Annotated in this window: 22 protein-coding genes and 1 pseudogene; 17 read left to right on the top strand and 6 right to left on the bottom strand. The window is 70.2% G+C overall.

Annotated elements, in window-relative coordinates:
- Nucleotides 1-27 precede the first annotated feature (27 nt).
- The 4 genes and pseudogenes from OHA88_RS35395 to prcA all read left to right on the top strand — a co-directional run bounded on the left by OHA88_RS35395 (nucleotide 28) and on the right by prcA (nucleotide 2221).
- Nucleotides 28-246: a ubiquitin-like protein Pup gene (locus tag OHA88_RS35395; RefSeq protein ID WP_016325855.1), complete on the top strand. Its 219-nt coding sequence runs from the start codon at nucleotides 28-30 to the stop codon at nucleotides 244-246.
- A 100-nt stretch (nucleotides 247-346) separates the two neighbouring features.
- Nucleotides 347-538 (top strand): annotated as a pseudogene (locus tag OHA88_RS35400) (endonuclease VII domain-containing protein); the annotation flags it as partial.
- Nucleotides 490-1335 (top strand): proteasome subunit beta, encoded by an 846-nt coding sequence (gene prcB, locus OHA88_RS35405; RefSeq protein WP_328628502.1) that lies wholly within the window; start codon nucleotides 490-492, stop codon nucleotides 1333-1335. The pseudogene OHA88_RS35400 and the gene prcB, both read left to right, overlap by 49 nt.
- A 58-nt stretch (nucleotides 1336-1393) precedes the next feature.
- Nucleotides 1394-2221 (top strand): proteasome subunit alpha, encoded by an 828-nt coding sequence (prcA, locus tag OHA88_RS35410; RefSeq protein WP_328628503.1) that lies wholly within the window; start codon nucleotides 1394-1396, stop codon nucleotides 2219-2221.
- Nucleotides 2222-2274: 53 nt separating this feature from the next.
- On the opposite strand, the gene OHA88_RS35415 is transcribed toward prcA, so the two are convergent.
- Nucleotides 2275-3306 carry a LacI family DNA-binding transcriptional regulator gene (locus tag OHA88_RS35415; RefSeq protein ID WP_328628504.1) on the bottom strand — a complete coding sequence of 344 codons (1032 nt, stop codon included), beginning with the start codon at nucleotides 3304-3306 and terminating at the stop codon, nucleotides 2275-2277.
- A gap of 139 nt (nucleotides 3307-3445) precedes the next feature.
- Between OHA88_RS35415 and OHA88_RS35420 the strand changes: the two genes are divergently transcribed.
- The 12 genes from OHA88_RS35420 (at nucleotide 3446) to OHA88_RS35475 (ending at nucleotide 15482) form a co-directional block, all read left to right on the top strand.
- Entirely contained in the window at nucleotides 3446-4705 is a 1260-nt protein-coding gene (locus tag OHA88_RS35420) for an MFS transporter (RefSeq protein ID WP_326602667.1), read from the top strand.
- Nucleotides 4706-4714: 9 nt separating this feature from the next.
- Entirely contained in the window at nucleotides 4715-6076 is a 1362-nt protein-coding gene (gene pafA / locus OHA88_RS35425; protein ID WP_267006067.1) for a Pup--protein ligase, read from the top strand.
- 125 nt (nucleotides 6077-6201) lie between these two features.
- A complete protein-coding gene (locus OHA88_RS35430; protein ID WP_328628505.1) occupies nucleotides 6202-7137 on the top strand; it encodes an FKBP-type peptidyl-prolyl cis-trans isomerase in 936 nt (311 codons plus the stop codon).
- Nucleotides 7138-7180: 43 nt separating this feature from the next.
- Nucleotides 7181-7552, top strand: coding sequence for an FKBP-type peptidyl-prolyl cis-trans isomerase (locus OHA88_RS35435; protein WP_266987638.1), 372 nt, complete (start codon nucleotides 7181-7183; stop codon nucleotides 7550-7552).
- A 138-nt stretch (nucleotides 7553-7690) separates the two neighbouring features.
- A complete protein-coding gene (locus tag OHA88_RS35440; RefSeq protein WP_326602665.1) occupies nucleotides 7691-8644 on the top strand; it encodes a helix-turn-helix transcriptional regulator in 954 nt (317 codons plus the stop codon).
- Between the two features lie 14 nt (nucleotides 8645-8658).
- Nucleotides 8659-9615 carry a helix-turn-helix transcriptional regulator gene (locus OHA88_RS35445; RefSeq protein ID WP_267006071.1) on the top strand — a complete coding sequence of 319 codons (957 nt, stop codon included), beginning with the start codon at nucleotides 8659-8661 and terminating at the stop codon, nucleotides 9613-9615.
- 18 nt (nucleotides 9616-9633) lie between these two features.
- Entirely contained in the window at nucleotides 9634-9903 is a 270-nt protein-coding gene (locus tag OHA88_RS35450) for a hypothetical protein (RefSeq protein ID WP_328628506.1), read from the top strand.
- Nucleotides 9904-9947: 44 nt separating this feature from the next.
- On the top strand, nucleotides 9948-10145 hold the full coding sequence (locus OHA88_RS35455) for a hypothetical protein (protein ID WP_267006073.1): 198 nt from the start codon (nucleotides 9948-9950) through the stop codon (nucleotides 10143-10145).
- A gap of 242 nt (nucleotides 10146-10387) precedes the next feature.
- A complete protein-coding gene (tatA, locus tag OHA88_RS35460; protein ID WP_030918467.1) occupies nucleotides 10388-10678 on the top strand; it encodes a Sec-independent protein translocase subunit TatA in 291 nt (96 codons plus the stop codon).
- Between the two features lie 62 nt (nucleotides 10679-10740).
- A complete protein-coding gene (gene tatC, locus OHA88_RS35465; protein WP_267006075.1) occupies nucleotides 10741-11691 on the top strand; it encodes a twin-arginine translocase subunit TatC in 951 nt (316 codons plus the stop codon).
- An 18-nt stretch (nucleotides 11692-11709) separates the two neighbouring features.
- Nucleotides 11710-12600, top strand: coding sequence for a diacylglycerol kinase (locus OHA88_RS35470; RefSeq protein ID WP_328628507.1), 891 nt, complete (start codon nucleotides 11710-11712; stop codon nucleotides 12598-12600).
- 50 nt (nucleotides 12601-12650) lie between these two features.
- Nucleotides 12651-15482, top strand: coding sequence for a DEAD/DEAH box helicase (locus tag OHA88_RS35475; RefSeq protein ID WP_328628508.1), 2832 nt, complete (start codon nucleotides 12651-12653; stop codon nucleotides 15480-15482).
- Nucleotides 15483-15611: 129 nt separating this feature from the next.
- Here OHA88_RS35475 and OHA88_RS35480 read toward each other — a convergent pair whose 3' ends face one another.
- The 5 genes from OHA88_RS35480 to OHA88_RS35500 form a co-directional block, all read right to left on the bottom strand.
- Complete coding sequence (locus tag OHA88_RS35480) at nucleotides 15612-16715, bottom strand: LLM class flavin-dependent oxidoreductase (protein ID WP_328628509.1); 1104 nt, start codon at nucleotides 16713-16715, stop codon at nucleotides 15612-15614.
- 199 nt (nucleotides 16716-16914) lie between these two features.
- Nucleotides 16915-18558 carry an allophanate hydrolase gene (atzF, locus tag OHA88_RS35485; RefSeq protein ID WP_328628510.1) on the bottom strand — a complete coding sequence of 548 codons (1644 nt, stop codon included), beginning with the start codon at nucleotides 18556-18558 and terminating at the stop codon, nucleotides 16915-16917.
- Between the two features lie 9 nt (nucleotides 18559-18567).
- Nucleotides 18568-22092, bottom strand: a complete 3525-nt coding sequence (locus tag OHA88_RS35490; RefSeq protein WP_328628511.1) for a 5-oxoprolinase/urea amidolyase family protein — start codon at nucleotides 22090-22092, stop codon at nucleotides 18568-18570.
- Nucleotides 22089-22724, bottom strand: coding sequence for an urea amidolyase associated protein UAAP2 (locus OHA88_RS35495; protein WP_328628512.1), 636 nt, complete (start codon nucleotides 22722-22724; stop codon nucleotides 22089-22091). The genes OHA88_RS35490 and OHA88_RS35495 overlap by 4 nt, the downstream gene beginning before the upstream one ends.
- The gene (locus OHA88_RS35500; RefSeq protein ID WP_328628513.1) at nucleotides 22721-23539 is read right to left on the bottom strand and encodes an urea amidolyase associated protein UAAP1; all 819 of its coding nucleotides are present in this window, start codon (nucleotides 23537-23539) and stop codon (nucleotides 22721-22723) included. Before OHA88_RS35500 ends, OHA88_RS35495 begins: the two co-directional genes overlap by 4 nt.
- A 200-nt stretch (nucleotides 23540-23739) precedes the next feature.
- Between OHA88_RS35500 and OHA88_RS35505 the strand changes: the two genes are divergently transcribed.
- The gene (locus OHA88_RS35505; protein ID WP_328628514.1) at nucleotides 23740-24372 is read left to right on the top strand and encodes a TetR/AcrR family transcriptional regulator; all 633 of its coding nucleotides are present in this window, start codon (nucleotides 23740-23742) and stop codon (nucleotides 24370-24372) included.
- Nucleotides 24373-24522 lie beyond the last annotated feature (150 nt).

The following is a 24522-nucleotide window of genomic DNA, read 5'->3' on the forward strand; positions in this document are numbered from 1 at the left end:
TGCTTCGAACCGAGCGGGGTGAGCTACATGGCGACCAAGGACACCGGCGGCGGACAGCAGAAGGCGACACGCTCCACCGAGGAGGTCGAGGAGCAGGCGCAGGACGCGCAGGCTTCGGAGGACCTCAAGGAGCGGCAGGAGAAGCTGAGCGACGATGTCGACTCGGTTCTGGACGAAATCGACGACGTCTTGGAGGAGAACGCCGAGGACTTCGTCCGTTCGTTCGTTCAGAAGGGTGGACAGTAGTCCACTCATGTGAACAAGGGGGAGTGGAGTGGTGCGCGCGGTACGGGCGGAAGGAGCCCGTACCGCGCGGCCGCAACCGGCACTTCGGAGTCCGCAAGCTTCCCCCGCAGTCCATGTGGATCACCGCCACGAGACGGGTAGGGTCCGTGGCGTACTGTGCTTCAACTGCAATTCGGCCATCGGCACGTTGGGAGATGATCCTGACACCTTCCGCAGGGCCATCGCTTACCTGGAGGGAATCGCGTGGAAGCCAACACTCGTAGCACCGGGCGTCTACCAGCTGCCTTCCTGACGCCGGGATCCTCTTCGTTCATGGACTTCCTGTCCGACCAGTCGCCCGAGATGCTCCCGGGCAACCGGCACCTGCCGCCCATGCAGGGGGCCATCGAGGCGCCGCACGGGACGACCATCGTCGCCGCGACGTTCCCGGGTGGCGTGGTGCTCGCCGGTGACCGGCGGGCGACCATGGGCAACATGATCGCGCAGCGCGACATCGAGAAGGTCTTCCCGGCCGACGAGTACTCGGCGGTGGGTATCGCCGGCACGGCCGGTCTCGCGGTGGAGATGGTCAAGCTCTTCCAACTGGAGCTGGAGCACTTCGAGAAGGTCGAGGGCGCCCAGCTCTCCCTGGAGGGCAAGGCGAACCGGCTCTCCACGATGATCCGCAGCAATCTGGCCATGGCCATGCAGGGCCTCGCCGTGGTCCCGCTCTTCGCTGGCTTCGACATCGACCGCGAGAAGGGCCGGATCTTCTCGTACGACGTCACCGGCGGGCGGTCCGAGGAGCTCGGCTACGCGGCCACCGGTTCCGGGTCGATCTTCGCCCGCGGGTCGATGAAGAAGCTCTACCGCGAGGACCTGACGGAGCAGCAGACGCTCACCCTGGTCGTACAGGCGCTGTACGACGCCGCGGACGACGACTCGGCGACCGGCGGTCCGGACGTGGCCCGGCGGATCTATCCGATCGTCACCGTCATCACCGACGAGGGCTTCAGGAAGCTCACCGAGGCGGAATCCTCCGAGATCGCCCGCGCGATCCTGGAGCGCCGGATGGAACAGCCCGACGGCCCGCGCGCCGCGCTGCTCTGATCCCGGTTCCAGGGCCTCTTCGATGGACTCGTCACTGACAGAAAGGGACGGATAGCCGGTGTCGACGCCGTTCTATGTCTCACCTCAGCAGGCCATGGCCGACCGGGCGGAATACGCCCGGAAGGGCATTGCCCGTGGTCGCAGCCTGGTTGTGCTGCAGTACGCCGACGGCATTGTGTTCGTCGGCGAGAACCCGTCCCGTGCGCTGCACAAGTTCAGCGAGATCTATGACCGGATCGGTTTCGCCGCCGCCGGTAAGTACAACGAGTACGAGAATCTGCGCATCGGCGGTGTCCGGTACGCAGATCTGCGCGGATACACGTACGACCGTGACGATGTGACGGCCCGCGGACTGGCCAACGTCTATGCGCAGACGCTGGGCACCATTTTCTCCAGTGCGGCCGAGAAGCCGTACGAGGTGGAGCTGGTGGTCGCCGAAGTGGGCGCCAGGCCCGAGGGCGACCAGATCTACCGGCTGCCGCACGACGGCTCGATCGTGGACGAGCACGGCTCCGTCGCGGTCGGCGGCAACGCGGAGCAGATCAGTACGTTCCTGGACCAGCGCCACCGTGACGGGATGACGCTGGCGGAGGCGCTCAAGCTGGCCGTGCAGGCGTTGTCCCGTGATCCGAACGGGAGTGAGCGGGAGATCCCCGCCGAGCGTCTCGAGGTGGCGGTCCTGGACCGTACAAGGCCTCAGCAGCGGAAGTTCAAGCGGATCGTCGGGCGGCAGCTGGCGCGGCTGCTGGAGGCGGACGGTGGCTCCGCACCGACGGATGCCCCCTCCGACATCGAGGACGGTGAGGAGTCCGAGTCTTCCGCGAGCACGACGGATGTCACCAAGTCCAGCGACTCCGGTGGCGACGTGGAGTCCTCGGGGAAGTAGTCCAGCGCTGTGCCTGTGCCCCGGTCCGCCGTTCCCGGTGGGCCGGGGCACAGTCATGACCGGGGCGGCGGGGGCGCGGAGGAGCCGCGCACGACCAGGTGCACGGGCAGGCTCCCGGGTTCGGCCGGGCGGCCGTCCAGGACGGCCAGCAGGGCGGTCATGCCGCGCTCGCCGACCTGTTCCGCGGGGAGCCGCACGGTGGTGAGTTCGGGTTCGACGGCGGTCGCCAGGGCCAGATCGTCGAAGCCGGTGACGGAGATGTCGTCGGGGACCCGGAGCCCGAGCCGGCGGGCCGCCTTGCAGGCGCCTGCGGCGAGGATGTCGTCGTCGCAGATGATCGCGGTCGGCCGGGGGCCGGGGGCGGCCAGCGCTTGCTCCGCGGCCTCCCGGCCGGCCCGCACGTCGAGCGCTGCCGGCACGGTCCGTACGACGGCGCCCGGCACCCCCTGTAGGGCGTCGTGGACGGCCCGGGCCCGGACGGCGAAGGTCCAGGAGTCGATGGCCGACGCGAGGTGGATGAAGCGGCGGTGGCCGAGGGCGAGCAGATGGTCCGTCACCTGCCGCATGCCGTCGGCGATGTCGAGGTTGACGCGGGCCGCCACGCCCGTGTCCGCGGGGTCGCTGTCCAGCATGACCAGCGGCAGGTCTGCGCCGTGCAGGGCGCCGAGTGCGTCGGCGGCCATCGAGGAGGCGATGACTCCGTCGAGTGCGGCGCGGGCGGAGGCGAAGGGGTCCCGGGCCGGCCCCGTGCCGTCGGGGGAGGGGTACAGGACGACCCCGAAGCCGTGCTCGGCTGCGACCGCGGCGGCGCCGGTGTAGACACGGGCGAAGAACTCGTTCGTGAGGGCGGGGACGACCAGCAGCGCCGTCCTGGTGCGGCCGAGGCGGAGGCTGCGGGCGGCGAGATTCGGCCGGTAGCCGAGGTCCTGGGTGGCACTTCGGACACGCTCGGCGGTGGCCTCTGAGACCCTGCCCCGCCATTTGTCGCCCAGCACGAGGGAGACGGTGGCCTGCGAGACGCCTGCGGCCCGCGCGACGTCGCGGCTGGTGGGCCGGGCCGGGGCGGGCTGTGATGCGCTGGTCACTGGGACCTCCGGACGGGTGCGGTGCTGATGCGTGCGACGAGGTGGACCTGTGGACTGGGCACATGGTACGTATGAACCTCGACGTTATACGTAAAACGTCGGGCGTCGGAAGAACGTCCGAGAGAGATGGGGGCGAGACATGGCCGCGGGATATCTGGACATCCTCCGGGCGCGGCATGCCACCCGGCTGCTGGTCGGCACACTGGTGGGCCGGCTGCCCAGCGGCACCGCGCACATCGCGATCGTCCTGTTCACCCGTGCCGAGGGCGGCAGCTACACCCTCGCGGGGGCGCTCGCGGCGGTGTACGGCCTCTCCACGGCGGTGGGGCAGCCGCTGCTGGGCCGGGCCGTGGACCTCTACGGTCAGCCGCGCGTCCAGCTCCCCGCGTCCGTACTGTCCGCGCTGGGCATGGCCCTGCTCGCCCTGGCAGGCCTCGGATCGCTGCCGCTGGCCTACGCGGCCGTGATCGTGGCCGGCGTCTGCACACCGCCGCTGGAGGGCGGTCTGCGGGCCCTGTGGCCGACGGTCCTGGGGCGCGAGGACCGGGTGCACCGCGCGTACGCCATGGACGCGGTGGCCCAGGAGGTCATGTTCACGGTGGGGCCGCTGCTGGTGACGGTGCTCGTCTCGCTCTGGTCGCCCGCCGCCGCGCTGCTCGTCATCAACGTGATCGGGGTGCTCGGGGCGCTCTCCGTGGTGGTCTCGGAGCCCTCCCGCACCTGGCGTTCGGCGCCCCGCGAGGCGCACTGGCTGGGCGCTCTGCGGTCACCGGGCCTGCTGGCGCTGCTCGGTTCCTTCTTCTTCGTCGGGCTCGCCCTGGGGTCGATCACGGTGGCGGGTGTCGCGTACGCCGACGACCACGGCCGGGAGTCCGTGTACGGCTGGCTGATGGCCGCGCTCGGACTGGGCGCACTCCTCGGCGGCGTGGCGTACGGGGCGTGGCAGTGGGCCGGGGCGCCGGAGCGCAGGCTGCGGGTCATCGTCGCGCTGCTGGCACTCGGCTATCTGCCGCTGATGCTCACACCCGGGGTGGTGGCGATGACCGTACTGGCCGCGCTCGCCGGGGTGTTCCTGGCGCCCGCGATCGCGTGCTCGTTCATCGTGGTGGACCGGCATGCTCCGCGGGGCACGGTGACGGAGGCGTTCTCCTGGCTCGTGACGACGTTCGGGGTCGGCGCGGCGGCGGGAACGGCCTTGGCAGGCCCGGCCGTAGAGCTGGGCGGGACGGCGCAGGGCTTCGCCGTCGCGGGGGCCGGTGGGGTGGTTGCGCTGCTGGTTCTGCTGGCCACGGGAAGGGTCCTCGCAGTTCCCGGGCGTACGCCGGTTGCTGTGCGGGTATCGGAAAATGATCGAAACGGTGCTGTCGAACCCGGTTTCAGCTCGGGCCATCAGGCGTAATGTTCAGTCATGGACCGCCGCATTTTCGGGCTGGAGAACGAGTACGGCGTCACGTGCACGTTCAGGGGACAGCGCCGACTGTCTCCTGACGAAGTGGCGCGCTACCTCTTCCGCCGTGTTGTGTCATGGGGCCGCAGCAGCAATGTCTTTCTGCGGAACGGCGCCCGCCTCTACCTCGACGTGGGATCGCATCCGGAATATGCAACCCCCGAATGCGACAATCTGACCGAGCTGGTCACCCACGACAAGGCAGGCGAGCGCATTCTCGAAGGCCTGCTCGTCGACGCCGAACGCCGCCTGCACGAGGAGGGAATCGCGGGCGACGTCTATCTCTTCAAGAACAACACCGATTCGGCGGGAAACTCCTACGGGTGTCACGAGAACTACCTCGTGGCGCGACACGGAGAATTCTCCCGGCTCGCGGACATCCTCATTCCCTTCCTCGTCACGAGGCAGCTGCTCTGCGGAGCGGGCAAGGTGCTGCAGACCCCGCGCGGCGCGGTCTACTGCGTCAGCCAGCGTGCCGAGCACATCTGGGAGGGCGTCAGTTCCGCGACGACGCGCTCCCGTCCGATCATCAACACGCGCGACGAACCGCACGCCGACGCGGAGCGGTACCGCCGCCTCCATGTCATCGTCGGCGACTCGAACATGTCCGAGACGACGATGCTGCTCAAGGTCGGCGCGACGGACCTGGTGCTCCGGATGATCGAAGCGGGCACGGTGATGCGCGATCTGACACTGGAGAACCCGATCCGGGCGATCCGCGAGGTCAGCCACGACATCACGGGCCAGCGCAAGGTCCGCCTCGCCAGCGGCCGTGAGGCGTCGGCCATCGAGGTGCAGCGCGAGTACTACGAGAAGGCCGCGGACTTCGTCGATCGCCGCGGCATCCGCACCGGCACCGTCGCCCAGGTCCTGGAACTGTGGGGCCGCACGCTCGACGCGATCGAGGCAGAGGACCTCGACCGGATCGACACCGAGATCGACTGGGTGATGAAGTACAGGCTCATCGAGCGGTACCGGGCCAAGCACAACATGACCATGTCGCATCCGCGGGTCGCCCAGATAGATCTCGCGTACCACGACATCCACCGTCGGCGCGGGCTGTACTACCTGCTGGAGCGGAAGGGGCAGGCCGCTCGTATCTGCAACGACCTGAAGATCTTCGAGGGCAAGTCGGTGCCCCCGCAGACCACCCGGGCGCGGCTGCGCGGCGACTTCATCCGAAGGGCGCAGGAGCAGCGGCGGGACTTCACCGTCGACTGGGTCCATCTCAAGCTCAACGACCAGGCGCAGCGCACGGTGTTGTGCAAGGATCCGTTCCGTTCGGTGGACGACCGAGTGGAGAAGCTGATCGCGGGTATGTGAGCCGGCGCAGGACGCGCCTCGGCACTTGTGCGACTCGGGCCCCGTACGTCCTCGTACGGGGCCCTGTGCACGCCCTAGAGTGTCGGGGACTCAACCATCTGTGTCGTCTGAGATCTGAGGAACCAGTGCGCCGACTTGCCGCCCTTCTCGTTGTCCCCCTGCTGCTGTTGACGGCGGCGTGCGGTGGCGACGGCAAGGGCTCCGACTCCGCCTCGAAGAACGGATTCCCCGCGATCACCGCGGGTGCGAAGTTCGGCGAGAAGCCAACCTTGTCCAAGGGACAGGGCGATCCGCCCAAGGAGCTGAAGACGCAGGTCATCAGTGAGGGCGATGGCGCGAAGCTCAAGAACGGCGACGCGATCCAGGTCAACTACCTCGGACAGGCGTGGGACTCCACCAAGCCGTTCGACAACAGTTTCGACCGCAAGCAGCCCTTCGATCTGACGCTCGGTGCGGGCATGGTCATCAAGGGCTGGGACCAGGGCCTCCTCGGCCAGAAGGTCGGCAGCCGTGTCGAGCTGGTCATTCCGCCGGACCTCGGTTACGGCCCGCAGGGCCAGGGCGACATCAAGCCGAACGCCACCCTCGTCTTCGTCGTGGACATCCTGAAGGCGACGCAGATCCCGGCGTCCGCCAAGGGCACCGAGGTCGCCCAGGACAACGTCGACCTGCCGAAGGTGGGCACCAACACCGACGGCAAGGCGCCGTCCGTCAAGATCCCGGAGAAGACCGACCCGCCGAAGAAGCTGGTCTCCAACTACATCCTGGAGTCCAACGGGGACGTCATCAAGGAGACCGACAGCGTCGTCGTGAACTACGTGGGCCTGCTGTGGAAGGACGGGAAGACGTTCGACAGCACCTACGCCCAGGGCAAGACCCAGACCTTCCCGCTGGCCCAGGTCACCCTCAAGGGCCTGAAGAACGGTCTGATCGGCAAGAAGATCGGCAGCCGTGTCCTGCTGGTCATCCCGCCGGACCAGGCGTTCGGCGACAAGGCGCAGCAGTCCATCCCCGCCAATTCCACCCTGGTGTTCGCCGTGGACCTGCTGGCAAAGATGTAAGACTGTCCCGGTTGTCCAGTTCATCATTTGGAGGAGCAGTTCAGTGAGCATCGAGAAGCCCGAGATCGACTTCCCGGGTGGCGAGCCGCCGGCCGACCTGGAGATCAAGGACATCTGGGAGGGCGACGGCGCGGTCGCCAAGGCCGGCGACATGGTCAAGGTCCACTACGTGGGCGTGGCCTTCTCCACCGGCGAGGAGTTCGACGCTTCCTGGAACCGCGGCACCCCGCTGCAGTTCCAGCTCGGTGTCGGTCAGGTCATCTCCGGCTGGGACCAGGGCGTGCAGGGCATGAAGGTCGGCGGCCGTCGCCAGCTGACCATCCCGGCGCACCTCGCCTACGGTGACCGCGGCGCCGGCGGCCGTATCGCCCCGGGCGAGACGCTGATCTTCGTCTGCGACCTGGTCGCCGTCTGATCCGTCCCCGGACGCATCACGAGGGCCCGTGCTGGACTGCACGGGCCCTCGTTCCGTACGGCGTGGGCCCTCGCTTTTGTCCGGACACCCGGGAGCGGTACGGTCGATCGTCGTAGAGCAAGTAGAAAAGGGGCGTCGATGGCCATTGCCAAGGCCGAGCGGCTGATGAACCTGGCGCTGTGCCTGCTGGGGACCCGGCGCCCGCTCAGCAAGCGCGAGCTGCGCGGGTCCATCGAGGCGTACCTGGAAGCGGGCTCCGACGACGCCTTCAACCGGATGTTCGAGCGCGACAAGGACGATCTGCGCGAGCTCGGTCTGGTCATCGAGACCGTGGAGAACCTGGACGGCGACACCGGCTATCTGGCCCGCCGGGACAGCAACCGGCTGCCGCCGATCACGCTGGACGCCGAGGAGGCCGCGGCCCTCGGTCTGGCCGCGAAGGTCTGGCAGCAGGCCCGGCTCGCCGGCGCGGCCAGCGGTGCGCTGCAGAAGCTGCGGGCCGCGGGGATGCCGGAGGCCGAGGACGCGTACGAGGTGCACAGCGCGCTCGAACCCCGCATTCCGGTGCATGAGACCGCGTTCGAGCCGCTGATGCTGGCGTGCCGCGACCGCCGTCCGGTCACCTTCGACTACCGCAAGGCCAACGCCGCCCGGCCCGAGCAGCGCCAGGTCGAGCCCTGGACGCTGGAGTGCTGGCGCGGGCACTGGTACCTGGCGGGCTGGGACCGGGACCGTGGCGCCGAGCGGGTGTTCCGGCTGTCCCGGATCACCGGCCGGGTCCGCTCGCGGGCCGGGGCCTTCACCGCCGAGGTGCCCGACGTGGTGACCGTCCGGGAGACCGTGGAGAGCTGGGCCGGGGAGACGGCGACCCGGACCGCGCTGATCAGGCTGCGGTCGGGTTCCGGCTACCCGCTGCGGTCGCGCGCGATATCCGTGCGGGAACTCGGAGACGGCTGGGACGAGTTGGAGATCCCGTACGGACACGGTCTGGACGCCTGGCTCGTCGAGTTCGGCCCGGACGTCGTCGTGCGGGAACCCGCGGATCTGCGGGCCGATGTGGTGGACCGGCTGCGCGCCGTGGCCAAGGACTGAGGGGGACCGTATTCATGGCGACGAACGCGATCGACCAGACACGCCGGATGCTGTCCCTGGTGACGTATCTGCGGGAGCGCCCCGGCGCCCATGTGCAGGACGTCGCCCGTGCGTTCGGGATCACCGAGGACGAGCTGATCTCGGACCTCGACGTGCTCCCCATGTGCGGGACGAGTTTCCGCGGCGGCGACCTGCTGGACATCGACACCGACGGTGACCGGATCTGGTGGCACAACCCGGACGACGTGGCCGAGCCGCTGCGGCTCGCGGCCGACGAGGCGACGGCTCTTCTGGTAGCCGCGCGCGCCGTGGCCACGCTGCCGGGGCTGCGGGAGAGCGACCGGCAGGCGCTGCTGCGGGCCACCGCCAAACTGGAGACGGCGGCCGGTGAGACGGCGGCGGCGAGCTCCCGGCTCTCGGTCACCTTCGAGGCGGAGGGCGGCGTCTTCGCCGATGTCGACCGGGCGATCTCCGAGCGGCGCAGGCTGTGGCTGCGGTACTACTCGCCCGCGCGCGACGAGCTCACCGAGCGTGAGGTGGACCCGATCCGGCTGTTCGCCGTGGGGCACACGTACATGGAGGCCTGGTGCCGGCTCTCCGAGGACCGTCGTACGTTCCGGCTCGACCGGGTCGCCGAGATCCGGCTGCTGGACGAGCCGTCCGCACCCCCGGAGCTGGAGCTGCGGGATCTCTCCGAGGGGCTGGTGCAGCCGGCGGCCGAGGATCCCGAGGTCGTGATCGAGGTGGGACCCGGTGGCCGCTGGGTCGCCGAGTACTACCCGCACGACAGCGCGGAGGAGCTGGCCGACGGCGGACTGCGGATCACGTTGCGCACCCCCGATCCGGCCTCGCTGCGCAGGCTTGCGCTACGGCTCGGAGGGGAAGGGCGCATCGTCGCCCCGCAGGAGCTGGCGCAGAGCGCGCGGCAGGCGGCACGGGCGGCGCTGGCCGCCTATGACGGCCCGGCCTGAACGGATACCTGAGGAGATATGGGCAATATGTCTGTGGTGTCAGGTGTCCCGACTGTGGTGGTACCCGAGTCCGTACGGTTCCAGGCCGCCTGCCCCGACTGCCGCGGGCGCTTCGAGCTCGCGGCGGGCGCCCTGCGCCTCGCCATCGGCGCCAGCCGCCGCACGACGTTCTACTCCTTCACCTGCCCCGAGTGCGGAGCAGCCGTCCGCAAGCCGGCCGGGGAGCGGATCATTGAGCTCCTGACCGGCGGCGGCGTACGGACGCTCCGCCTCCACGCCGGGCTGTAGCACTCCGGACACCCGGCCCACCTAGACATATCGAGGCTCTGCGCATGTTCTGGCCCATGCTCGCCATCGCCCTGGGGTTCCTCGGCATCGCCGTCCTCGGCGTGCTGGCCGTCAAGGTCTTCGTCGAGGCGCAGCGCCTGGGGCGCCAGGTGACCCACACCACTCAGCGCATCAACCGGGCGGCCGAGGATCTCGAACGGGCCGCCACCGATCTTGCAGCCACCGGTGAATCCCTGCGGTAGGCCAGGTCCTTCGGATCGGGCCGGTCGATCGGGGAGGGGCGCGGCCTCCAGTTTCTCAGGTTCGGAGGGTACGCTGCACTGGCGGCCCTGAGAGCGAGGCGTGGGCCGTAATCGCAAGGATGCATGGGTATTGCCCTGCGTTTACTCCTGCGGGATACGATCGCTGACAGTACGAAGATCGGACGTCTGTCCGACGTTCGATCAGCCCCACCCCTGCTGCCTCGGTGAGAAGGTACACGCATATGTTCGGAAGGCTCGGCGCTCCCGAGATCATCCTGATCCTCGTCGTCATTGTTCTGCTGTTCGGCGCGAAGAAGCTTCCTGACATGGCTCGCTCGCTCGGCAAGTCGGCCCGCATCCTCAAGAGCGAGGCCAAAGCCATGAAGTCGGAGGGCAACCCGTCGGCCACCCCCGCCGACCCGCCGCACGACCCCGCCCAGGACCAGGCAGCCCCGCGCACGATCAAGGCCGCGCCCGGCGATGTGACGAGTTCGCGACCGGTCGCCGAGCCGACCGACTCGACCAACCGCTGACAACTGGGCCGACGCAGGCGCCGTGACCGGTGACGGCCTGCTGCACGAGATGAGGACGTGGGTTGCTCAAGTCTGCCCGCAAACAGGAGACGGACCCCGAGGGCCGCATGCCCTTGGTGGAGCACCTGCGTGAGCTGCGCAACCGGCTGGCGAAGGCCCTCCTGGCGATTGTCGTCGTCACGATCGTCGCCGCGTTCTTCTACAAGGGGATCATCGAGTTCTTCACCGACCCGGTGCTGAAGGCGGTCGGTTGCCATTCGAGCTTCGCTGAACTCGCCAAGAAGGAGGACGGCACCTGTGCGCGCATCGTCCTGAACGGTCTGCTGACGCCGTTCACCCTCGCGCTCAAGGTCTCCCTGATGGCAGGCGTCGTCCTTTCGTCGCCGATCTGGCTCTACCAGCTCTGGGCGTTCATCGCCCCGGGACTGCACAGGCACGAGAAGAAGTACTCGCTGGCCTTCGTCGGCGCGGGCTTCCCGCTCTTCCTCGCCGGTGGCTTCTTCGCGTACAAGACGCTGCCCACGATGGCCAAGGTCCTGCTGGAGTTCTCGCCGGCCGGTCTGGACAACCAGCTGCCGCTCGACGACCTGCTGGACCTGATCACGCGCATGGTGGTGGTCTTCGGGCTCTCCTTCGAGCTGCCCCTGCTGCTCGTCATGCTGAACCTCGGCGGCGTCATCACGGGCAAGCGGATGCTCGGCTGGTGGCGCGGCATGATCATGGGCATCACGGTCTTCGCCGCACTGGCCACGCCCAGTACCGACCCGCTGACCATGCTGGCGCTCGCCGGGCCGATCTGGGTCCTGTACTTCTGCGCGACGGCGCTCTCGCTCCTCAACGACCGTCGCAAGGCCCAGCGCGAGGCGGAGGGTCCCGCCGATGACGAGGCGTCGGAGCTGGATCTCACCCCCGAGGACGTCGGTGAGATCGAACCGGTCTCGTCCGTCAGGTCGCTGCCGGCCCAGTCGGGGCCGGACCGTGACCGGGTGAACGGTTACGACGACATCACCTGACCTTGTAAGGTCCCCCGGGTGACCAGCGAGATCACCCTTTTCGTCAATCCCACCGCAGGACGCGGCCGGGGCGCGCACGCCGCGCAGCCGGCCGCTTCCGCATTGCGGGACGCCGGATTCTCCGTACGTACGGTCCTGGGCGAGGACGCCGACGACGCGCTGCGGCGGGCCCGTGAGGCAGTCGCCGGCGGGACCGGTGCACTGATAGCCGTGGGCGGGGACGGCATGATGTCCCTCGCCCTCCAGGCCGTGGCGGGGACCATGACGCCGCTCGGCGTGATCGCCGTCGGTACCGGCAACGACTTCGCCCGCGCCCTCGGTCTGCCGATACGGGACCCGGCCGCCGCGGGCCGGCTCGCCGCCGAGGCGCTCAAGGGCGGGGCGATCAGAGACATCGACCTCGGCCGGGTCGGCGACCGGTGGTTCGGGTCCGTGCTCGCCTCCGGCTTCGACTCCCGGGTCAACGACCGGGGCAACCGGATGCGCTGGGTCGGGGGACGGTTCAAGTACGACCTCGCGATGCTCGCCGAGCTCGCCGCGTTCCGGACGATCCCGTACCGCATCAGGCTCGACGGCGGGCCGGTCCAGGAGATCGAGGCGACGCTCATCGCGGTCGGCAACGGCTCCACCTACGGCGGCGGCATGCGGATCTGTGCGGGCGCCGTCATGGACGACGGGCTCTTCGACGTGACCGTCGTCGGCGACTGCAGCCGTACGACGCTGCTCAAGGTGTTCCCCCGGGTCTACAGGGGCACGCACCTCGACCACCCCGCGGTCACCGTGCACCGGGTCTCGTCGATCGAGCTGGCCGCCGCCTCCGTCACCGCCTACGCGGACGGCGAACCGCTCGGTGCGCTGCCGCTCACCGCCACGTGCGTGCCGGGTGCGGCCAGGGTTCTTGCACAGTGAAATAAAGATCGCGCTGACTGTCAGAGGTGACGGGTACGCTCGTAAGCAAGATGACAGAGGACCTCTCACCAGCTGAGCGATACCAGGCATTCCGGATCCGCGCCGCCGAGCAGGCCACGGCTCTTGCGCCCTTTCGCGAGATGTACGAGTTCGATCTGGACCCGTTCCAGATAGAGGCATGCAAGGCCCTGGAAGCGGGTAAGGGGGTGCTGGTCGCCGCCCCGACCGGGTCGGGCAAGACGATCGTCGGCGAATTCGCCGTGCATCTCGCGCTCCGCCAGGGTCGCAAGTGCTTCTACACCACGCCCATCAAGGCCCTGTCGAACCAGAAGTACGCCGATCTGGTCAAGCGCTACGGCGCGGACAAGGTCGGCCTGCTGACCGGCGACAACAGCGTCAACGCCGATGCCCCGGTGGTCGTCATGACCACCGAAGTGCTGCGGAACATGCTGTACGCGGGCTCGCAGGCGCTGCGCGGCCTCGGCCATGTCGTGATGGACGAGGTGCACTACCTCTCCGACCGCTTTCGTGGTGCGGTGTGGGAGGAAGTGATCATTCATCTGCCGGACTCGGTGACGCTGGTTTCGCTGTCGGCGACCGTGTCCAACGCCGAGGAGTTCGGCGACTGGCTGGACACCGTCCGCGGCGACACCGAAGTGATCGTCGCAGAGAGCCGGCCCGTGCCGCTCTGGCAGCACGTGCTGGCCGGCCGCCGGATGTACGACCTCTTCGAGGAGGAGACCGACCACGGCGGCCGTGGCGCCGGCCGCCGCGAGGTCAACCCCGACCTCGTCCGGCTCGCCCGCATGGAGAACCAGCGCGGGTACAACCCGCGCGAGCGCCGCCGCGGAAAGATGGTGCGCGAGGCGGACCGCGAGCGCGAGCGGCGCCAGCGCAGCCGGATCTGGACCCCGTCCAGGCCCGAGGTCATCGACCGGCTGGACGCGGAAGGGCTGCTGCCCGCGATCACGTTCATCTTCAGCCGGGCCGGCTGCGAGGCCGCCGTACAGCAGTGTCTGCAGGCCGGTCTGCGGCTCAACGACGAGGACAGGCGCCGGCTGGTGCGGGAGATCGTCGAGGAGCGGACCGCGTCCATCCCCGGGGAGGACCTCCATGTCCTCGGCTACTACGAATGGCTCGAAGGGCTGGAGCGGGGCATCGCCGCGCACCACGCGGGCATGCTGCCGACCTTCAAGGAGGTCGTCGAGGAGCTGTTCGTACGCGGGCTGGTCAAGGCGGTTTTCGCGACGGAGACCCTCGCCCTCGGCATCAACATGCCCGCGCGCTCCGTGGTGTTGGAGAAGCTCGTCAAGTGGAACGGTGAGCAGCACGCGGACATCACCCCCGGCGAGTACACCCAGCTGACCGGTCGTGCCGGGCGGCGCGGGATCGATGTCGAGGGCCATGCGGTGGTGCTGTGGCAGCGCGGCATGGACCCGGGGGCGCTGGCCGGACTCGCGGGTACCCGCACCTATCCGCTGCGGTCCAGCTTCCGGCCCTCGTACAACATGGCCGTCAACCTGGTGCACCAGTTCGGGCGGCACCGGTCGCGCGAGCTGCTGGAGACCTCGTTCGCACAGTTCCAGGCCGACCGGTCGGTCGTCGGGATCTCCCGGCAGGTGCAGAAGAACGAGGAGGGCCTGGCAGGTTACCGCGAGGGCATGACCTGCCACCTCGGTGACTTCGAGGAGTACGCGCGGCTGCGCCGCGACCTCAAGGAGCGGGAGACGGAGCTCGCCAAGCACGGTGCGTCGCAGCGTCGGGCGGCGGCTGCGGCGTCCCTGGAGAAGCTGAAGCCGGGCGACGTCATCCACGTGCCGACCGGGAAGTTCGCCGGACTGGCGCTCGTGCTGGACCCGGGGCTGCCTGCCGGGCGGGTCAACGGGTACCGGGGGCTCGAATACTACGACGGGCCGCGGCCGTTGGTGCTGACCTCCGAGCGACAGGTCAAGCGGCTCGCCGCGATCGACTTCCCCGTGCCGGTCGAGGCCGTGGAGCGGATGCGGGTGCCCAAGTCGTTCAACCCGCGGTCGCCGCAGTCGAGGCGCGATCTGGCGTCGGCGCTGCGGACGAAGGCGGGGCACATCGTGCCGGAGCGGCACCGCAGGGGCCGGGCCGAGGCCGCCGACGACCAGCAGATCGCCCGCTACCGGGCCGAGTTGCGAGCCCATCCCTGCCATGGGTGCGCCGAGCGCGAGGACCATGCGCGGTGGGCGGAGCGGTACCACCGGCTGCAGCGTGACACGAAGCAGCTGGAGCGGCGGATCGAGGGGCGGACGAACACGATTGCCCGCACCTTCGACCGGATCGTCGCGCTCCTCACCGAGCTGGACTATCTGCGGGGCAACGAGGTCACCGAGCACGGGCGGCGGCTGGCCCGACTGTACGGCGAGCTGGACCTGCTGGCCAGCGAGTGCCTGCGGGCCGGGGTCTGGGAAGGGCTGAACCCGGCGGAGCTCGCCGCGTGTGTGTCGGCGCTGGTGTACGAGGCGCGGCAGGCGGACGACGCGGTGGCACCGAAGCTGCCGTCCGGACCGGCGAAGACGGCGATGGCCGAGATGGTCCATATCTGGGGGCGGCTCGATGCCCTGGAGGAGGACTTCAAGATCAACCAGACGGAGGGTGTCGGGCAGCGGGAGCCCGATCTCGGGTTCGCCTGGGCGGTCTACATGTGGGCGTCGGGGCGGACGCTGGACGAGGTGCTGCGCGAGGCGGAGATGCCGGCAGGGGACTTCGTGCGGTGGTGCAAGCAGGTGATCGACGTGCTGGGGCAGATCGCTGCTGCGGCGCCGGGGGGCGGGGAGAGCTCTGTGGCTCGCAATGCGCGTAAGGCGATGGATGCGGTGCTGCGAGGGGTTGTGGCCTACAGCTCGGTGGGGTGACGGGCCCTCTGCCCCGGACCCCGGTCCTCGGGCGCCGGACGGGCTGGATCGCGGCCCGGACGGGTTGGGCCGAGTGGATCGGGCCCGTCCGGGGTTCGAGGACCGGGGGGCAGGGGACGGAGCCCCGGGTTACGCAGCGTTCGTACGTGCGGCGTCCCGTTTGGCGACTTCCTCCCGGACGATCGGGATGACATGGCGCCCGAAGTCGATCGCATCGTCGAGCAGGTCGTACCCCCGGGCGGACAGCACTTCGACCCCCAGGTCGTAGTAGTCCAGCAGCGCCTGCGCGACCGTCTCCGGTGTGCCCACCAGCGCCGTCGAGTTGCCGGCGCCACCGGTTTCGGCCGCGGTCGGTGTCCACAGTGCGCGGTCGTGGCGCTCGCCCCGGTCGGCGACGGCGAGCAGCCGTCGGGAGCCCGCGTTCTCCGGGTTCCGGAGCGGGTGGCGGCGGCTGAGCGGAGTGCCCGCCTTGCGGGCCTTGATCCGGTCGAGCGTCCGGTGGGCCTTCTCCCACGCGAGTTCTTCGGTCGGTGCGATGATCGGGCGGAAGGCGACCTGGATCTTCGGGACGTCGTCGCGGCCCGCCGCCTTCGCCGCCGCCCTGACCGCGGCGATCTGCTCCGCGGTCTCGGCGAGGGGCTCGCCCCACAGGCAGTAGATGTCGGCCTCTGCGCCCCCTGCGGCGTAGGCCGCCGGCGAGGAACCGCCGAACGAGACCCCCGGGTGGGGCTGTTGGACGGGGAAGGTATCGCTCACGAAGTCGTTGAAGCGGTAGTGGGTGCCTTCGTGATCGAAGGGCTCGTGCGAGGTCCAGGCCTTCTTGATGATCTGGATGGCCTCGCGGGTACGGTCGTACCGCTCGTCCTTGGTGAGGAAGTCTCCCTCGCGCTGCTGTTCGTGATCGTTGCCGCCGGTGATGAAGTGCACGGCGAGGCGGCCGTCACTGATCCGGTCCAGGGTCGCGAAGGTCTTCGCGGCGAACGTCGGGTACGAGACGTTGGGCCGGTGTGCGACCAGGATCTGCAGGGTGTCCGTGCGCGCTGCGACATAGGCGGCCGCGGGGGACGGGTCGGGAGAGCCCGAGCCGTAGGCGAAGAGCACCCGGTCCCAGCCGTAGTCCTCGTGCGCGCGGGCCAGCTCGAGCGTGTATTCCTTGTCGAAGGATGCCCCGGAGCGGGGCGTCACTTCGGATCCGTCATTGGTTGCTGCGATGCCGAGAAACTCGACGGGCATGGCAAAGCCTCATCTCGTGCTGCGGTGAACCGGTCGGGTCGTGCACAGTGCTGACGCGCTGACGTATGAGCAGTCAGGGACGACACGAGGCCGACCACACTCGACCGAAGTCGATGTGGTCGCGGGTGACCAGCCGCAGCTGAGGACGCATCTGCTCAGTGGAACAGGCGGATCGGTACTGCGTCAACCGTGCTTCCGGTCAGCGGTCGAGGTAGCCGCGCCAGCCGCCGTACTCCGTGATGTCCGTTGCGCTGCGCAGGGCGTAGGGCTCGCACAGGAAGCCGGGGGCGGTTGTACCGTCCGAGAGTTCCACCCGGCCCAGCGTCATGGGGGACGGGAGCTCCGCCGCGAGGCGGCCCAGGCCCTCAGGGGGCAGTTGCCATACCTCCACCTCGATCGCGGCGCCGCCTTCACCCACCCGTTCCAGGCCGGGCTTGGCCGGGTCGGTGCGCAGGTCGTGCAGGCGGTAGACAGGGGCCGTGGTGGTCGTATGGGACAAGTGGGCACCAAGTGACAGGAGTTGAGGGTTGAGGGGCTGGCCCGTCAGATGGGCGCCCGCGACGACGAGCCTGGTGGGCGGGGTCAGCAGCGCGGTGATGCGGGCCAGACGTTCATCCGTGTGGGCCGGGCCGATCAGCATCACGCCGAAGGGGTGTCCGGCCACGTCGCCGGCGGGGGCGGCCACCGCGCACAGGTCGAACAGGTTGGTGGAATTGGTGAACCGGCCCAGCCGTGCGTTGGCGCCCAGCGGATCCGCGGCCACCTCCGCGAGTGTGGGGTGACCCGGAGCGGTGGGCAGGAGAAGGGCGTCGGCGTCGGAGAGGGCCGTCATGGCGGCATCGCGCAGAACCGCCAGCCGGTCCCGGTCGGCGAACAGACGGTGTGCCGGGATGTCCCGGGCCGCCGCGATGATGTGGGCGACGGTGGGGTCGAGATCGGCGGCGGGGGCGGTGTCGATGAATGCGCCGACCGCCGTGTAGCGCTCGGCCACGAATGCTCCCTCGTACAGCATGGCGGCGGCTTCGAGGAAGGAGACCAGGTCCACCGGTTGCAGGTGCGCGCCTGCCGCGCGGAGGCGGTCGGCCGCTGCCTCGTACGCCTCCGCCCAGCCGGGGTCCAGCTCGCCCAGCTGTTCGGTCACCGGGACCGCGATCCGCCAGGGACCCGGTGTCCGGGCGGGCGCGGACTGCGGCGCGGTCGTGGCCATCAGGGCGAGCGCCTGCTCGGCCTCGGGGAGCGTACGGGCGAAGACGGTGACACAGTCCAGGCTTGCGCAGGCCGGGACCACACCGTCGGTCGGGACCAGGCCGCGGGTCGGCTTCAGGCCCACGATCCCGTTGAACGCGGCCGGGATCCGGCCGGAGCCCGCGGTGTCGGTACCGAGCGACAGGTCGGCGATGCCGAGCGCGACGGCGACCGCGGAACCGGAGCTGGAGCCTCCGCTGATCAGGGACGGGTCATGGGCGTGGCGGACCGCTCCGTAGGGGGAGCGGGTGCCGACCAGACCTGTGGCGAACTGGTCGAGATTGGTCGTGCCGATCACCAGGGCTCCGGCCGCGCGGAGGCGGGCCACGGCCGGCGCGTCGGCCGTCGGTCTGTACGCGTACGACGGGCAGCCCGCGGTGGTGGGGAGGCCGGCGACATCGATGTTGCCCTTGACGGCCAGCAAGCGGCCGGCGAGGGGGAGATGTTCCCCCGCGGACACGCGGGCGTCGAGGGTTTGGGCCTCGGCCTCCACCTCGGGCAGCGGGCGCAGGTCGATCCAGATCTCCGGGCGGTCGACGGCCTCGATCCGGGCATGGGCGGCGCGGACCCGGGCCAGGACGGGTGTGGGCGTGGTCATGTGTGCTCCTCAGTTCGTGGGGGGCGGGGCCAGGACCAGCAGTGCGGTGCCCGGTTCCACCTGGGCACCCGGCCGGGTGAGGATCTCCACGACGATGCCGTCCGCCGGGGCGCGGACCCGGGACTCCATCTTCATCGCCTCCAGTGCGAGAAGAGGCTGACCCGCCGTCACCGTGTCTCCCGCGGCGACGTTCAGCTGCCAGACCGACGCCGCGAACTCGGCCTCCACCAGCCGGCCGCCCGACGGCACCGTCACTTCGGCGGCCGGTGGCACCGGTTCCGTGGCGGCCTCCGCCCGTGCGAACTCGCCGGCCGCCTCCCAGGCGTCCCGTTCCGCCGAGAAGGCGGCGCCCTGACGGGTGCGGAACCCGGCGATCGAGTCGGCGTTGTCGGCCAGGAACTTCTCGTACCGCGCAAGGGAGAACTCGCCCTCCTCGATCCGCGGTACGAACCGGCCGGACGCAATGTCCGCGCGGAGCTCCAGGAGTTCGTCCGCCTCCACCGGGTACCACTTGATCCGGTCGAAGAACCTCAGCAGCCACGGTGAGCCGGGCTCGAAAGCGCCGCGCTGCTGCCACCCCGACCACACCTGGGTGGTGCGCCCGACGAACTGGTACCCGCCCGGCCCCTCCATCCCGTAGATGCAGAGATAGGCGCCACCGATGCCGACCGAGTTCTCCGCCGTCCAGGTGCGGGCCGGGTTGTACTTGGTGGTGACCAGGCGGTGCCGGGGGTCGAGCGGGGTGGCGACCGGTGCGCCCAGATAGACATCGCCGAGGCCCAGCACCAGATACTCGGCGTCGAAGACCGTGCGGTACACGTCGTCGACCGAGTCCAGGCCGTTGACGCGGCGGATGAACTCGATGTTCCACGGGCACCAGGGGGCGTCGTCGCGTACCCCCGCCATATATCGGGCGATGGCCTCGCGGGTCGCCGGATCGTCCCAGGACAGCGGCAGATGCACGGTCCGCGACGGCACGGTCAGAGCATCCGTGGGCGGGAGCGCCGCCTCGGTGATGTGGAGGAGTTCCAGGAGCCGGTGCTGGGGGAGGAGCTCCGGATCCGTCTGGATCTGGAGCGAGCGGATGCCGGGGGTGAGGCCGGTGATGCCGGGTACGGCCGCCGTGGTCAGCGCCTCCATCAGGGCGTGCACCCGCATCCGCAGGGCCAGATCCAGCTGCATCGGACCGTACTCGACCAGCACGTTGTCGTCACCGCTGCGGCGGTACGTGACGTCGTCGCTCCGGTACAGGATGCCACCGTCGACGATGTCCGGGCGCCGCTCGCCGGTGATCGTGACCGGTGTGAAGCGGACCGTGTCGCCGGGCCGCAGCTGGCCGAGCTTCCACCGCTCGCCCGTCACCACGGTCGCCGGGCAGACGAAGCCGCCCAGCGAAGGCCCGTCGGGGCCGAGCAGCACCGGCATGTCTCCCGTGTAGTCGACGGCGCCCACGGAGTACGGCGTGTCATGGATGTTCGAGGGGTGGAGTCCGGCCTCGCCGCCGTCGGTGCGGGCCCAGCGCGGTTTGGGGCCGACCAGCCGGACACCGGTGCGGGCCGAGTTGAAGTGGACCTTCCAGTCGGCGGCGTAGAAGTCGTGGATGTCCTCCTCGGTAAAGAACTCCGGTGCGGCGTGCGGGCCTTCGGCCGCGCCGATGTGCCAGCTGCCACCGATGTGCGGACGGTCGGCGTCCGGTACGGGGGTGCTCGAGGCACCTACCGCGCCGCCGTGCAGGACGTCGCCCGTGCGCAGGGCCCGGCCGCCGTGTCCGCCGAAGCCGCCGAGGGTGAAGGTCGCCGCGCTGCCCAGGAAGCCGGGTACGTCCAGGCCGCCGCCGGCGAAGAGGACGTACGTACGCAGACCGTGTCCGTCCGGCGCGCCGACCGCGAGGGTGGAGCCCGCCGGGACGGTGAAGGGTTCCCACAGGGCGACCGGTTCGCCGTCGACCGTGACGGGGGCGGGTGCGCCTGTGACACAGACGGTGGTCGGGTGGGTGAACCGCAGGGTCGGTCCGTGGAGCGTGCATTCGAGGCCGGGTACGCCCGCGTCATTGCCGAGCGCGGTGTTGCCGAGCCGGAACGACAGGTCGTCCATCGGGCCCGACGGTGGGACGCCGACCTGCCAGTAGCCCGTGCGGCCGGGCCAGTCCTGCACCGTGGTGAGGGTGCCGCCGGAGACCACTTCGATGCGCGGGGTCGGGTCGGTGACGGTGGCGAGCGTGGCCGTGGAGTGCGCGGCGGTGCGGACCCGGTCGTCGGCCAGAGCGGCCCGTACCAGCCCGAGGTTGGTCTCGATGCCGTCGATCCGGGTGGCGGCGAGTGCCGTGTCCAGCCGTGCGAGGGCCTCGGCGCGGTCGGTGCCGTACGCGACGACCTTCGCCAGCATCGGGTCGTACGACGTCGTGACCTCCGTCCCCGTCTCGACCCAGGTGTCGACACGGACTCCCTCGGGGAACGCGACCCGGGTCAGCAGGCCCGCCCCGGGGCGGTGGTCGCGGGTCGGGTCCTCGGCGTAGACCCGGGCCTCGACGGCATGGCCGCGCGGCGCGTCCGGTTCGCGTACGACATCCGTGTCGCCCTGGGCGAGGCGCAGCATCCACTCGACGAGGTCGACGCCGTAGATCTCCTCGGTGACCGGGTGTTCGACCTGGAGGCGGGTGTTGACCTCCAGGAAGTACGCCTCCGCGCGCGCCGCGTCGTACACGAACTCCACCGTGCCCGCCGAGCGGTAGCCGACCGCCCCGCACAGATCCTGGGCGGACGCGGTCAGTTGCTTACGGACGTGCGGCGGGAGCCCCGGGGCGGGGGCCTCCTCCAGGACCTTCTGGTTGCGGCGCTGGAGGGAGCAGTCGCGGTCGCCGAAGGTCACCACCCGGCCCCGGCCGTCGCCGAAGACCTGCACCTCGACATGACGGGCGTCCTCCACGAGGCGTTCGAGGAAGACACCGGCGGAGGAGAAGGACGCGGCGGCGACCCGCTGCACCCGCTCCCAGGCGTCGGCGAGTTCGTCGACGGATCGACAGGCCGACATGCCGATACCGCCGCCACCGCCGGTCGCCTTGAGCATCACGGGATAGCCGATGCGGTCGGCCGCCGCCACCGCCGACGGCAGATCGGGGAGCAGCCCGGTGCCGGGGGCGAGGGGTACGCCCGCGGCCTCGGCGGCCGCGCGGGCGGTGTGCTTCGCGCCGAACAGCTCCAGCTGCTCGGCGGTCGGGCCGACGAAGACGATCCCCGCGTCCTCGCAGCGCCGGGCGAACCCGGCGTCCTCGGAGAGGAAGCCGTAGCCGGGGTGGATGGCCCCGGCCCCGGTGTCCTTGGCGGCCTTCAGAACCAGGTCGGCGTCGAGGTACGACTCCTTGGCGGGCGCGGGTCCCAGCCTTACCGCCGTGTCGGCGAGGCGGACATGGGGCGCTGAGCGGTCGGGGTCCGAGAAGACCGCGACCGTACGGAGACCGAGCCGGCGGGCGGTGCGGATGATCCGCACCGCGATCTCGCCCCGGTTGGCCACCAGCAGTGTGTCGAAATTCGTCATGCGGTGGCCTCGCCGATGGTGGCTTCGACGGCCGTCGGGTCGAAGCCGTTGCAGGGGTTGTTGATCTGGGGGCAGTTGGAGACCAGGACCAGGACGTCCCGTTCGGCGCGCAGGGTGACCCGCAGACCGGGGGCGGAGATGCCGTCGACGATGCCGAGCGTGCCGTCCTTCTCCACGGGGACGTTCATGTACCAGTTGATGTTGGAGACCAGATCGCGCTTGCCGAGCCCGTGCCGGGCGCCCTCCGCGAGGAAGTTGTCCACACAGGCGTGCTGCGACCAGGTGTGGTGCCCGTAGCGCAGGGTGTTGGACTCTTTGGAGCAGGCGCCGCCGACCGTGTCGTGGCGGCCGCAGGTGTCCTCGGTGACCGTCATCAGCGGGGTGTGCTCGTTGGACAGCAGCACGCTGCCGGTGGTGAGGAAGATGCTGCCCTGTGCGTGGACGGTGTCCGGGGCGCTGTAGCGGACAGCGGTGTCCTGGGCGTCGTACACCAGGAAGTCCACGGCCTGGTTGCCGTACAGATCGGTCAGCGTGAGCTGTTCGCCGGCGCGGACGACGGCGGACCAGGCGGCCCGCGCGGGGATCACGTCGGAGCTGCGGACGGTGCTGGTGACAGTGGTGGCGACGGTCATGCGAGCCCCCTGGCGGTGAGGAAGTCGAGCGTGTTGAGGAAGGCCCGGCGGCCCTCCGGTGCGGCGTCCCAGAGCGGGTCCCCGGGCACAGTCGGCCGGGCGCGCCAGGCCAGCACCTCCAGCGGGGTGCAGACGTAGTCGGGGCGTGGGTCCAGCGGATGCGGGACGTTGGCGATGAGCACGGTCAGGTCCTGCTCGGCGCGGAGCGTCACCGACGCGCCGGGTCCGGCGGAGCCGGTGAAGTCCAGGGCGCCGTCCTCACGTACCTCGACACCCTGGAAGAAGGAGAGCGACGGCGGCAGATCGCGCGGCCCGAGCCCGTTCTTCGCGGCAGCGAGCTTCAGCAGCTCCCGGCCGGCCGGGGACGGCGACTGCGGGGTGCCGTCCCCGTACCGCGCGGTGTTGCGTACGAGGCTCGACGTGCCGCACAGGGCGTCGTGCCGGCCCGAGCTGTCGGCGACCACCGAGGCGAGGACCCGCCCCTGGTCGGAGAGGAGCAGCCGGTCGGCGCCCAGGTAGGCGTTCCACTGGACCTTGACGGTGTCCGCGGTGTTGAGCCGCTCCCAGGGGCGCCCGTCCACGTACAGCAGCAGATGGGCGCAGGCGTCGCCCGCGAGATCGGTGAGCCGGAGCTCGGCGCCGCGGGCGAGTACCCGGTGGGTGTAGTTGCCCCCTGCCACCGTCTCGGCCCAGACCGGTGTGCCGGGGACGGCCGCGGGCCAGTCGCTCGCGGGCACCACCGGCATGGTTCCGGTACGGGTGCCGTGCTGGGCGCGGGCATGGTCCCGGGCTCCGTGTGTCGTCGCTGTCGCCATGGCTGGCCCCTCCGGCTCGACGTGCCTGTGTCGATCGCGCACTGCTGTCGCGCGCCTCTGTGGTGCAATTCCGTCGTGCATTTCTGTCGCGTGACAGAAATTAGGACGCGGGCGAGTCGGGGCCATTGCCCGTCCGTTGCACGGGAGTTACCGAGTGCTCACCAAGATCCGGGCGGGCACGGATGTGCGACGATCGGCCCATGTCCACCACCGGGAGAAGGGTCGGCCGGCCGCGCGCCCAGCAGCGTGCGGACAGCGGACTGTCCGCGCGCGAAGAACTGCTGACTGCCGCCGCCGAGTTGTTCACCACCCGCGGATACGCGGCGACCACCACCCGGGCCGTCGCGGAACGGGCCGGCATGCGGCAGGCGACGATGTACCACTACGTCGCGGGCAAGGAGGACCTCCTGGCGGAGCTCCTGGAATCCACGGTCACTCCGTCGTTGGCGCTTGCCGGGAAGCTGCTCGTCGACGATGCGACGGCCGCCGAGGACCGGCTGTGGGAGCTCTGTCGCTCCGACGTGGCGCTGCTGTGCGGCGGGCCGTACAACCTGGGCGCCCTGTACGTGCTGCCCGAGGTGCGGGCCGAGCGGTTCGCCGGCTTCAACCGGGTGCGGGACGAGCTCAAGGAGGCGTACGGGACGCTGCTGGCGGCGACCCGTGCGGGGGCCGCGCTGGACGAGGGGGAACTGGCGCTCCGTACCGATCTGGTCTTCGGGCTCATCGAGGGTGTGATCCTGGTCCGGCGCTCGGGGCCGGAACGGCCGGTGGCCGCGTTCGCGGCGGCGACGGCGGATGCGGCGTTGAGAATTGTGGGGACGCGGCCCGACTGACGGGCCCGCCCGCCCGGCCAGGGATCGTGTGCCTTCGGGCCGGACCGTGCCTCGGCCGGCATGCGCGGTGCGGACGGGGCACGCCTTGGCCGGCCCGCTCGGTGCGGACCGGCCGAGGGCTTTCCGTCCTCCGTTCCTCCCGGCGGCGAT

Origin of the sequence: Streptomyces sp. NBC_00353, from assembly GCF_036108815.1 — a bacterium.
Lineage (GTDB): Bacteria > Actinomycetota > Actinomycetes > Streptomycetales > Streptomycetaceae > Streptomyces.

Coding starts and splice junctions, on each gene's coding strand:
- OHA88_RS35395 (WP_016325855.1), top strand. CDS start 28: ATGGCGACCAAGGACACCGGCGGCGGACAGCAGAAGGCGACACGCTCC.
- OHA88_RS35420 (WP_326602667.1), top strand. CDS start 3,446: ATGGCCGCGGGATATCTGGACATCCTCCGGGCGCGGCATGCCACCCGG.
- pafA (WP_267006067.1), top strand. CDS start 4,715: ATGGACCGCCGCATTTTCGGGCTGGAGAACGAGTACGGCGTCACGTGC.
- OHA88_RS35440 (WP_326602665.1), top strand. CDS start 7,691: ATGGCCATTGCCAAGGCCGAGCGGCTGATGAACCTGGCGCTGTGCCTG.
- OHA88_RS35445 (WP_267006071.1), top strand. CDS start 8,659: ATGGCGACGAACGCGATCGACCAGACACGCCGGATGCTGTCCCTGGTG.
- OHA88_RS35450 (WP_328628506.1), top strand. CDS start 9,634: ATGGGCAATATGTCTGTGGTGTCAGGTGTCCCGACTGTGGTGGTACCC.
- OHA88_RS35455 (WP_267006073.1), top strand. CDS start 9,948: ATGTTCTGGCCCATGCTCGCCATCGCCCTGGGGTTCCTCGGCATCGCC.
- tatA (WP_030918467.1), top strand. CDS start 10,388: ATGTTCGGAAGGCTCGGCGCTCCCGAGATCATCCTGATCCTCGTCGTC.
- OHA88_RS35475 (WP_328628508.1), top strand. CDS start 12,651: ATGACAGAGGACCTCTCACCAGCTGAGCGATACCAGGCATTCCGGATC.
- OHA88_RS35480 (WP_328628509.1), bottom strand. CDS start 16,715: ATGCCCGTCGAGTTTCTCGGCATCGCAGCAACCAATGACGGATCCGAA.
- atzF (WP_328628510.1), bottom strand. CDS start 18,558: ATGACCACGCCCACACCCGTCCTGGCCCGGGTCCGCGCCGCCCATGCC.
- OHA88_RS35490 (WP_328628511.1), bottom strand. CDS start 22,092: ATGACGAATTTCGACACACTGCTGGTGGCCAACCGGGGCGAGATCGCG.
- OHA88_RS35495 (WP_328628512.1), bottom strand. CDS start 22,724: ATGACCGTCGCCACCACTGTCACCAGCACCGTCCGCAGCTCCGACGTG.
- OHA88_RS35500 (WP_328628513.1), bottom strand. CDS start 23,539: ATGGCGACAGCGACGACACACGGAGCCCGGGACCATGCCCGCGCCCAG.
- OHA88_RS35505 (WP_328628514.1), top strand. CDS start 23,740: ATGTCCACCACCGGGAGAAGGGTCGGCCGGCCGCGCGCCCAGCAGCGT.